Genomic DNA, 8,513 nt, shown 5'->3' with positions numbered 1-8,513 from the left:
CCGACCGCCGCGGCCGGCGCCTGCTCATGGCCACGCCGCGCCGCCGACGCTCCGGCCGCGCGCGTGGTCGCTCGCTTCCCCCATCCAGCCGTCGGAACCCCCTCGCGATGTGGATAGTCCAATACGCCCTGAGCCGCCGTTACACCATCGGCGTGCTGGCGATCCTGATCCTGCTGTTCGGCGTGCTGTCGGCGCGCAAGATGCCGACCGACATCCTGCCCGAGGTCGGCATCCCCTCGGTCAACCTGGTCTGGACCTACAGCGGCCTGCCTGCGGCCGACGTCGCCGCGAAGATGACCTCGTTCTCGGAGGCGGCGATCCTCAACACCGTCGACGACCTCAAGGAAGTGCGTTCGGAAACGCTCAACGGCGCCAGCATCGTGCGCATCGACTTCCAGCCCACGGTCAGCCTCGACCGCGCCCTGGTGCAGATCACCGCGGTCTCGCAGACGATCCTGCGGCGCATGCCGCCGGGCACCTCGCCGCCGCTGGTGGTGCGCAACAACGTATCCAGCACGCCGGTGCTGCAACTGGTGCTGTCCTCGGACTCGCTGACCGAAGCGCAGCTCTACGACTACGCCCGCCTGCAACTGCGTTCGCAGATCCAGACCATCCCCGGCATCCGCATGACCCTGCCCTACGGCGGCGCGCCGCGGCAGATCATGGTCGACCTGGACCCGGCCAAACTGCAGACCTATGGCCTGACCCCGGCCGACGTCACCGGCGCACTCGAACGCGGCAGCCCGACCCTGCCCTCGGGTTCGATCCGCGAAGGCCGCCGCGAGATGCAGATCTCGATCGACACCAGCCCGGCCACCGCGGCCGAGTTCCTGGAGATCCCGGTGACCGCGCGCAACGGCGTGGTGATCTACGTGCGCGACGTGGCCTCGGTGCGCGACGGCGGCGCGCTGCAGACCAACATCGCGCGCATGGACGGCTCCAGCGCGGTGTCGGTGGCGCTGATCAAGCTCGGCGGCGCGTCCGCGGTCGAAATCGTGCGCGCGATCCGCGAGCGCCTGCCCGAGATCGAAGCCTCGGCGCCGCCGGGCACGCGCATCCAGCCGATCTTCGACCAATCGGTGTTCGTCGACAACGCGATCGCCTCGATCGAACACGAAGCGGTGCTGGTGGGCCTGCTGGTCGCGCTGGTGGTGCTGGTGTTCATCGGCTCCTGGCGTTCGAGCATGATCGTGCTGTCGGCGATCCCGCTGGCCCTGCTCGCTTCGGTGGCGATGCTGCATCTGCTCGGCTACACCTTCAACGTGATGACCCTGGGCGGCCTGGCGCTGGCGATCGGCATCCTCGTCGACAACGCCGTGGTCGACGTCGAGAACACCAACCGCAACATCGCCCTGGGCAAGGACGTGCGCACCGCGATCCTCGACAGCGCCAAGGAAGTGGTGTTCCCGGAGATGGTCTCGACCATCGCTATCTGCATCGTGCTGACCCCGATCCTGCTGATGACCGGCTTGTCGGCCTGGGTGTTCACCCCGCTCGCGCTGGCGGTGATCTTCGCCATGCTGGCCTCGTTCCTGCTCTCGCGCACCCTGATCCCGGTGCTGTGCTACCTGCTGCTGCCGGCCGACATCGCCAGCCGCGCAAACCCGCGCTGGGCGCCGGAAAAGCTGTTGCTGAAGGTCAGCCACACGGTCGAACACGCGCTCGACCGCTTGCGCGACAAGCACCACGCCCTGCTGATCCGGCTCGGCCGCCACGGCGCCGTGCTCGGCCTGGTCGCGCTGCTGGTGTTCGGCGCCGGCGCGCTCGCGGCGACGTCGCTGGGCCGCGAATACTTCCCGCAGGTCGACGCCGGCCAGTTGCGCCTGCAGGTGCGCCTGCCGACCGGCACCCGCCTGGAAGAGACCGCAGCGCGGGTCAGCGAAATCCAGCGCGAGATCCGCAGCATCATCCCGCCGGCCGAATTGCAGACCGTGTACGAACAGATCGGCGTGCCCGACGCGATCAACCTGTCGCTGGTCGACAGCACCGTGGTCGGTTCGTTCGAGGCCGAGATCATGCTGCAGCTGCGCTCGCCGCACGCCAACAGCCACGATTACCTGGTCAAGATCCGCCAGCGCGTCGCCGAGCGCTTCCCCGACGTGAAGCTGTTCGAGCGTCCGCCGGACGCGACCAGCCGCACCCTCGCCGGGTCCGCCGCGGCGGCCTTCGAGGTGCGTCTGATCGGCCGCGACGTGCCCGGCAACCTCGCCGCCGCGCGCCAGATCGAGCAGCGCCTGCACCAGGTGCCGGGCGCGGTCGACATCGCCCTGCGCCAGGTGCTCGACCTGTCCGAGTACCAGGTCAAGATCGACCGCACCCGCGCCGCCCAGCTCGGCCTCGACGCGCAGCAGGCCAGCCGCGCGGTGCTCGCGGTGCTCGGTTCGGCCGGCACCGTATCGCCGGTGTACTGGACCGACACCGTCAACGCCATCGCCTACACCGTGCAGGTGCAGGCGCCGATCAACAACCTGCAGAACATCGACGCCCTGCTCAACGCGCCGTTGCGGATCGGCAGCGACGGCCAGGCGGTGTTGTTGCGCAACATCGCCACGGTCACCCCGCGCAACGTCCCGGCCAGCATCGCCCGCACCACCCTGGCGCCGACCATCAGCGTGGTCGCCAACGTGCAGGGCACCGACCTGGGCTCGGTCTACGACGAGCTGACCGCGATCACCGGCGAGCTCGGCGGCAAGCTCAAACCCGGCAACCGCATCGAGATCGTCGGCCAGGCCGGCGAGATGCAGAGCGCGTACGGCGAGCTCGCCGCCGGCCTGCTGATGTCGGCGATCCTGGTGTTCCTGGTGCTGGTGGTGAACTTCCAGTCGTGGATCCAGCCGCTGGTGGCGATGTCGGGCCTGCCGGTGGCGATCGCCGGCGCCGCGATCGGCCTGTTCGTCACCGGCACGCCGCTCAGCGTGCCGGCGTTGATGGGCGTGATGATGGTGATCGGTGTGTCGACCGCCAACAGCGTGCTGGTGACCAGCTTCGCGCGCGGCCTGATCGCCGACGGCCACGACCCGGAACTGGCCGCCTACGAATCCGCCGCGGTGCGTCTGCGCCCGGTGCTGATGACCGCCTGCGCGATGGTGCTCGGCATCATCCCGATGGCGATCGGCCTGGGCGACGGCGGCGAGCAGAACGCACCGCTCGGCCGCGCGGTGATCGGCGGCCTGCTGTTCGGCACGCCGGCCACCCTGATCCTGGTTCCTTCCATCCTGGCCGTGCTCGGCCGCCGCCGGAAACCGCAGGCGCAGGCCGAACCGGCCGACGCCGCCGCCCTCCCCGCAGGAGTCGCTCCATGAACATCGTCCTCAACGGCCGGCTCTCCGCGGCCTCGCTGTCGCCGGCCACGCGCTTGCGCGCCGTCCTGGCGGCAGCCCTGCTCGCCGCGCTGGCGGGCTGCAGCCGCAGCGACGCCGAGCCCACGCCGGCCAATGCCCTGCCGGAAGTGCTCACGGTGCAGGCCAAGGCGGCCGACCCGATCACCGAACTGGCCTTGCCCGCGCGCGCGCAGGCCGGCGAGTCGGCGCAACTGTACGCGCGCGCGACCGGCTTCGTCAGCGAGCGCAAGGTCGAACTCGGCGACCGCGTCGAAGCCGGCCAGGTGCTGGCGACGATCTCGGCGCCGGAGATCGACCAGTCGGTGCGCGAGGCGCGCGCGGTGCTCGCCCAGGCCGCCGCCGACCAGGAACTGGCTCGGATCAATTACGACCGCGCCCAGGCGCTGATCGGTTCGGGCGCGATCTCCAAGGAATACTTCAGCGACCGCAAGGGCAACTTCGATGTCGCGACGGCGGCGCGCAACGCCGCCCAGGCGCGACTGACCGCGGCGCTGGAACGGCAGTCGTTCCAGGCGGTGCGCGCGCCGTTCGCCGGCGTGGTGGTGGCGCGCAACATCGAGCGCGGCGACCGCGTGGTCGGCGATTCCGCCTCGGCCAGCGCGCCGATGTTCGAGATCAACGTGCTCGACCCGCTGCGCGTGGTGGTCGACGTGCCGCAGAACGTCGCCCTGCAGATCCAGCCGGGCCTCGAAGCGGAAGTCAGCTTTCCCGAATTGCCCGGGCAGGTGTTCAAGGCCCAGGTCGCGCGCAGCGCGCGCACCCTCTCGCGCGAGTCCGGGGTGATGCGCACCGAGCTGCGCCTGCCCAACCCCGACAGCCGCATCCCGGCCGGCATGGTCGGCACCGTGCGCCTGCACCTGCCGCGCGCGGCCGCCGCGGTGGTGCTGCCGGTATCGACGGTGATCCAGCGCGCCGCCGGCGCCCAGATCGTCGCCCTCAACCCCGATTCGACCATCGCCTATCGCGAGGTCACCCTGGGCCGCAACCTCGGCAACGAGATCGAGATCCTCAGCGGCATCCGCGCCGGCGAAACCATCGTGCTGGCGCCGAACGCCCTGCTGAGCGAAGGCAACAAGGTCCGCGCCAAGGCCCTGCCGCCGCCGAAGAAGTCTTGAGTCGCCCGCTGCGGTACTGCGCTGGGCCGAAGCTGGAACACGGATAGCGAAGCCCACGCCGCCTTGGGCTGGCCCGGACGTCGCGACACGAATCGCGCAGGACGGGGTCACCGGCTGTCGCGGGGCAGAGGCGAGCAGGCGAGCTGCGAACGCGGCCGCTATCCATAGAGCCGAACACGCCTCCCCGTGCCGGGCACGGGGAGGCCGTTCGCTATCGAAGAGGCGTCATGCGATCGCAACGGATCGTGCCGTTGCGGGCCTCAGGAGCGCGCCGTTGCGGGCCTAGGCCCGGGGCTGCCGCGGCCGGGCCGCGCAGCCAGTCAAGGCCGCCAGGGTCTAGCCCGCCAAGCCACTCAGGGCTTGTTGTCGCCGTGGCCGTAGCTGATCACCCGGCCGACTTCCCAATGATCGGCCTGCTGGCGCCAGATCAGCAGGAAATCGCTGACGCCGTCGCACTGGCCGGTCTTGACCTGGCAAAAACGGTGCTGGCCGGTTTCGAGAGCGCCGTAGCTCTTGATCGGCCGGACCTTGATCGTGCCCGGGATCAACTCGCGGCGGATCTTGCCGCAGACGCCTGCGCGGGTCTGGGCGATCATCGATTCGCGGGTCCACGATACGCCTCCGACGTCGTGGTAGAACTCGACGTCGGAGGAAAAATAATCCGAATAACGCTTGAGCTGCTTCGGGTCGGTGCAGCGATTGAACGCGTCGAACACCTGCGTATCGAGCCCGGCGATGGTGTCGTGCAAGGCCCTGTCGGCGGCACTGACATCGCCGGTCGGGGCAGCCGGCGCGGCAATCGGCGCGGCGGGCGCATTGGGTTCGGCGGCGGAAGCGATCCCGGTGGGTATTGCGAGCATTGCGGTGAAGCCGAGTACCCAAGCCAACTTGATCATCGATCCACTTCCCTTGTGTCGGTCCGCGGATCATAGCCGGAGCCGGCTGCTGCGTCGCCTGTCCGGCTTGGCGCGTCCGTGGCGGCGGCACTGGAACGCCGTAGAACCGCGGCCCCGGGGTGGCCCGGGATCGGGTCGGACCCGCCATGTCCAGCTGGTTCCAGGCGGACGCAGCCGAGTCGGGTCGGGTGAAGCCGAGTCGAGCCGAATCGAATCGAGCGACGCCGCGAACCGAGCGCGGCCGACGCCGACGCGATGTCAGCGCGGCTCGCACCGGCCGCCGAGAATCGGCGGCAGGGCCGGCGGCGCATCACCTGTCCTGCGCCGGCGGCGCCGAAGCCGCGTCGATGGTCTCGATGCTGGCCGAGGGGAGCATGCACAGCGCAGGCTCGCTCGCCAGCGCGGCGCCACTGCCGGCTCCTTGGGCGCCCGCGGTTTCTAGCGCCATCGCCTTGCGCGCTTCGGCCAGAATCGGCAGCAGCTTGTAGAAGGAATTGGCGACCGCACGCCGGCCCATCGCCGCATAACGGTCGCCTTCGCACAACGCGAACCAGGTCGCGTCGTACAAGGCCTGCATGGCGCGACCGGGTTCCGGGCCGCGATCGGGGCGGGTCTCGAGCGTCATGGCGCACTCCACTCGGCCGCGCGATGGCCGATGACGACACCTTAGCGAGCCGACGTCTCACCCCGGGATACCGGCAACGCATTTTTGCGGCGGCGTTCAGACCCACGTCATGTCACGACGTCATGCCGTAACGAACGGTTCAGTCCGTTCGCACAACGGCGTGAACCACGGCACATATCGAGCGGCCGATCCCACCCGCAAGCAAAATCGGCGGCCGCGTGTCAGCCGGTGGGACGCGACGATGGAAGGCTGATGCGCACACCGACACGGCCGTCGCCGGCCTGGGTCGACGCGCCACCGACTTCCCACGACGGCCTCGCACCGTCGCCACTTTCGCAAGGACTCGATTCACCCATGAGCGACATCATCGATCAGGCCCAACGCTTCGAGGAGATCAACCTCGCCCAATCGTTGCAGGCCCAGCGACTCGCCGCCGAAGCCGCGACCCGGCCCCTGGCCGCCGGCTACTGCTTGAACCACGCCTGCCTGGAACCGTTCGACGACGACCCGCAACGACTCTATTGCGGCCCGGCCTGCGCCGAGCGCCATCACCGCCAGACCCAGCGAGACCGTCACGCGCTACGCGGAAAATAGCGGGAGCCGCGTTCGCTCAGAGGCGGAAGCAGCGGTGGATTTGTACCGACCCGCCCATTACCGATAGCTATTGCTATTGCAGTCGCTGTCGCTGTGCGCAGCCACGCACTCGCGACTGCGAAAGAAGACCCGAAGGGCGGCCCGCAGGGATGCGCGCCGTTTTTCATCGGAACAGGGATGTCCCGTATGTAGATCCCCACGTCGGCATCGAACACGCGGGCCTTCGATTCAAAGAGAAGCACTTTTCTTTGGTTACCTTTTTTGTTGCTTCAGACAAAAGAAGGTAACCCGCCGCTTTAGTGTCGGAAGCTTTGGATTTGATCTAGATCTTGATCTTCCACGAGGAATGCGCCGCAAGACCGCCGCAGCGATGTCGCGGCTTGCGCCGCCCCTACCCTGGCGAGAGCTCGCCGCTTCGATGGATGACATCCGCCCTGGCACCTCTGCGCGTCCCGTGGTCGCGGCTCACGCCGCTGCTACGGGGATGGTGGCGCCGCACTTCCCTTCCACATTGCAGCTTTCGCTTTCGCTGTGCGTCGCCGCGCACTCACGAAGGCCCTGGAAGACCCAGACGGCGGCGCGCAGGGATGCGGGCCGTTTTTCATCGGGACAGGGAGGTCCCGTATGAAAAATCCCCGCGTATGCATCGAACGCGCGGGCCTGTGATTCAAAACAAAGCACTTTTCTTTGGTTACCTTTCTTTTGTTGCTTCAAACAAAAGAAAGTAACCCGCCGCTTTAGTGGCGGAAGCTTTGCACTTGATCTTGATCTTTGATTTCGTTCGATGAACGATGCGCCGCAAGACCGCCGCAGCGATGTCGCGGCTCGCGCCGCTCCTACCAGCGAAAAATTATCCCTTCGAGCGATCACGAAGGCGTTGCGGCCTCTACACGTCCCGTGGTCGCGACTTGCGCCGCTCCAACACCGGCGAGCGCACACCGCTTCGATGGTGACACACGCATTGGTGTGTAAGTGCGTCCCGCGCCGCGATTCACGTCGCTCCTACCGGGAGCTTGGCGAGTAACGACGCGAACATGAGGCGGCGCGGCCGCGGATCGCTCGCTCCTACCCAGCGAAACATGCCGCTTCGACGAACGACGATGGCCTAGTTGTCTCTGCGCATCAGGCGGTCGGGACTCAGGCTGCTCTCCAGGGGAGAGCCACGATGACGCTGATGCAATAACTCAAGGGCAGCAGCGACGCATGTCGCGACCGCGTCCCGACGGCCCCGCCGCGCATCAGCCCAATAAGCGGAAGACCCCCACCGCTAGAAACCGACATCGCAGCCGCCACGCCGCCCCAGGCGATGCGTCCCCTAACGCTCCCGCACCGGAAAACTGCACTCCGCGTAATACAACTCGCAACGCCGGTCCCTGCGCGCCTCGCACGCGCCCAGGCCGATTTCGGCGGCGCGCTCGGCGCTGCTCGCGGTGGAGGTATCCGATTGGCGATCGCCGGCGACCACCACCACGCAGCTGTCGCGGTAGCTGAACTCGACCTTGCAGGCCCGGCCGCCGCGCGCACGGCAGTCCTCCAGGGCGATGCGCCGGGCGTCGCGCTTGCTGCGGCTGTCGCTGGCCACGCCCATGATGCCGGCGGCCGCATCGAAGGCGAGCGCGCCCCACTGGCTGGCCCAGCGCGGTCCGGCCGCGCCGCGCAGGGCGGGACCGCTCGGCATCGGCGCGCAGGCGTTCGGCGAGGCCGCGCTATACGGAACCATGCCCGGCGGGCAGCCGCCTTCGGCCTGCGCGGTTCCCGCCGAGACGGCCGACCACGCAAACAAGGCCGCGCAGAACGCGCGTCTGCGGCGCATCGATAGAGGCTCGCGCATCGCCATCAGCTCCTGCGCACCGCATCTTCGCCGCGCGGCTCGCGCGTCGGCGGGCGGCCCGACTCGTGCATCGCCCCGGTCGTCAAGGCCGGCGTGGCGGCGCGCTGGTCG

The 8,513-nt window shown here is 68.8% G+C and carries 6 protein-coding genes; 3 read left to right on the top strand and 3 right to left on the bottom strand.

Translation table 11 applies throughout. The features are described 5' to 3' along the window. Positions 1-107 precede the first annotated feature (107 nt). Both ACSAMQ_RS18960 and ACSAMQ_RS18955 read left to right on the top strand, forming a co-directional pair. Positions 108-3,302, top strand: coding sequence for an efflux RND transporter permease subunit (locus ACSAMQ_RS18960; RefSeq protein ID WP_435397152.1), 3,195 nt, complete (start codon positions 108-110; stop codon positions 3,300-3,302). Next, positions 3,299-4,456, top strand: a complete 1,158-nt coding sequence (locus ACSAMQ_RS18955; RefSeq protein ID WP_435397151.1) for an efflux RND transporter periplasmic adaptor subunit — start codon at positions 3,299-3,301, stop codon at positions 4,454-4,456. Before ACSAMQ_RS18960 ends, ACSAMQ_RS18955 begins: the two co-directional genes overlap by 4 nt. 353 nt (positions 4,457-4,809) lie before the next feature. Here ACSAMQ_RS18955 and ACSAMQ_RS18950 read toward each other — a convergent pair whose 3' ends face one another. Together ACSAMQ_RS18950 and ACSAMQ_RS18945 are read right to left on the bottom strand one after the other, a co-directional pair. Further along, entirely contained in the window at positions 4,810-5,352 is a 543-nt protein-coding gene (locus tag ACSAMQ_RS18950; RefSeq protein WP_435397150.1) for a nuclear transport factor 2 family protein, read from the bottom strand. A 310-nt stretch (positions 5,353-5,662) separates the two neighbouring features. After that, positions 5,663-5,977: a hypothetical protein gene (locus ACSAMQ_RS18945; RefSeq protein WP_435397149.1), complete on the bottom strand. Its 315-nt coding sequence runs from the start codon at positions 5,975-5,977 to the stop codon at positions 5,663-5,665. 354 nt (positions 5,978-6,331) lie between these two features. Here ACSAMQ_RS18945 and ACSAMQ_RS18940 point away from each other — a divergent pair, with 354 nt between their 5' ends. Further along, a complete protein-coding gene (locus ACSAMQ_RS18940; protein ID WP_435397148.1) occupies positions 6,332-6,571 on the top strand; it encodes a hypothetical protein in 240 nt (79 codons plus the stop codon). A 1,315-nt stretch (positions 6,572-7,886) separates the two neighbouring features. Here ACSAMQ_RS18940 and ACSAMQ_RS18935 read toward each other — a convergent pair. Beyond that, positions 7,887-8,402: a DUF4189 domain-containing protein gene (locus ACSAMQ_RS18935; protein WP_435397147.1), complete on the bottom strand. Its 516-nt coding sequence runs from the start codon at positions 8,400-8,402 to the stop codon at positions 7,887-7,889. Between the last annotated feature and the right edge of the window lie 111 nt (positions 8,403-8,513).

This window comes from Lysobacter sp. 1R34A, from assembly GCF_051217035.1.
Classification (GTDB): Bacteria; Pseudomonadota; Gammaproteobacteria; order Xanthomonadales; family Xanthomonadaceae; genus Lysobacter.
This window is presented reverse-complemented; position numbering and strand designations above follow the sequence as displayed.

Coding starts and splice junctions, on each gene's coding strand:
- ACSAMQ_RS18960 (WP_435397152.1), top strand. CDS start 108: ATGTGGATAGTCCAATACGCCCTGAGCCGCCGTTACACCATCGGCGTG.
- ACSAMQ_RS18955 (WP_435397151.1), top strand. CDS start 3,299: ATGAACATCGTCCTCAACGGCCGGCTCTCCGCGGCCTCGCTGTCGCCG.
- ACSAMQ_RS18950 (WP_435397150.1), bottom strand. CDS start 5,352: ATGATCAAGTTGGCTTGGGTACTCGGCTTCACCGCAATGCTCGCAATA.
- ACSAMQ_RS18945 (WP_435397149.1), bottom strand. CDS start 5,977: ATGACGCTCGAGACCCGCCCCGATCGCGGCCCGGAACCCGGTCGCGCC.
- ACSAMQ_RS18940 (WP_435397148.1), top strand. CDS start 6,332: ATGAGCGACATCATCGATCAGGCCCAACGCTTCGAGGAGATCAACCTC.
- ACSAMQ_RS18935 (WP_435397147.1), bottom strand. CDS start 8,402: ATGCGCGAGCCTCTATCGATGCGCCGCAGACGCGCGTTCTGCGCGGCC.